At 60.0% G+C, this 1,160-nt stretch carries 2 protein-coding genes; both read left to right on the forward strand.

Going from position 1 to position 1,160, the window contains the following annotated elements; translation table 11 throughout:
• Positions 1 to 534 (forward strand): type IV secretory system conjugative DNA transfer family protein (locus tag J2X53_RS22480; protein ID WP_349039712.1); only part of this gene is annotated, 534 nt, incomplete at its 5' end.
• A gap of 76 nt (positions 535 to 610) precedes the next feature.
• A partial coding sequence (locus J2X53_RS22485) for a hypothetical protein (protein WP_349039713.1) occupies positions 611 to 1,160 on the forward strand: 550 nt, incomplete at its 3' end.

The raw sequence follows: 1,160 nt of genomic DNA on the forward strand, positions 1-1,160 counted from the left end.
GCTCAGGCGGGCGCACAGCGCCTGAAACAGCCCGCCCTGTTCCTTCTCGATGAATTCGCAGCACTGGGCCGTCTGGAAGCCGTAGAGCGCGCTATGGGGCTGATGGCGGGCTATGGGCTGCAACTCTGGCCGATCCTGCAGGACATGAGCCAGCTCCGGGATCTCTACGGCGCGCGGGCCAATACCTTCGTGGCCAACGCGGGCGTGCTGCAGACCTTCGGGGTGAATGATTATGAAACCGCCAGATGGCTGAGCCAGAGCATGGGCAAAGAGACCATCGGCTATCAGACCGAAAGCCACCGGCCCGGCGACATCGCCACCACCACAGGGCACATCGCGGCGCGGGATCTGATGACCCCGGATGAAATCATGCAGATTGATCCCTCGGTGCAGCTGCTGCGCGTCCAGGGCAAGCCGGTGATCGTCGCCCGCAAGCTGCGCTACTTCGCGGACAGGGAATTCGACACGCTTTACCGGTCACCGGATGCGCAACCCGCAAATCCTAAGTCTGAAGCCGCAACACCGAACCCTTAAATATGATCTCTGATCTCATAACACCTTACCCGTAAAGCGTATCGCTTTACGTACATCCCTGATCACGGAAATCACAATGCCAGAGCCTCGTTCCGCTACTTCTGCCCTCTCCGTCGTCGCACTCTCGGAAAATCTGGATCTTCTCAGTGTGGTCGTCGCCCAGACGGCAGAAAGGCTGAAACAGCAGGAGGAAGCCCTCGCGGGGGTTCAGAAGGTCACGCTGGAAGGCCGGGACGCGGCTCAGGCGGCGAAGCAGCAGACCGACCCTGCCCGCTATGCGCGGCACATCGAGCAGGAGCTGAACAAGACAATCGGCAGGATACTCGACAGGTTAGACATTCTGCACTCCAGCTTCGAAGCTGACCGGCGGGAGGCTCTGTACAGGCTTGATGATCTGGTCCTGCAGGAAGAGAACGTGCTGCAGCGGTTGCGGGCTGATCAGGAAAGTGCGCAGCGCTGGAAAAAGCGCATTCCATTCATAGCACTCTTCGGGTTGGTCCTGGCGCTTGGCCTGAGCATCGCCCTTCCCCGGTTTGGGGCTGACAACGAGGCTGCTTGCGGGATTTTTGGTGGAGAGTGGCTGAAGGAAAACTCCAGTGGTCGCCTGGCCTGCGTTTTCTATGGGG

The sequence above is a fragment of the Pseudotabrizicola sp. 4114 genome (assembly GCF_031457365.1).
In the GTDB taxonomy this organism is placed as follows: Bacteria; Pseudomonadota; Alphaproteobacteria; order Rhodobacterales; family Rhodobacteraceae; genus Pseudotabrizicola.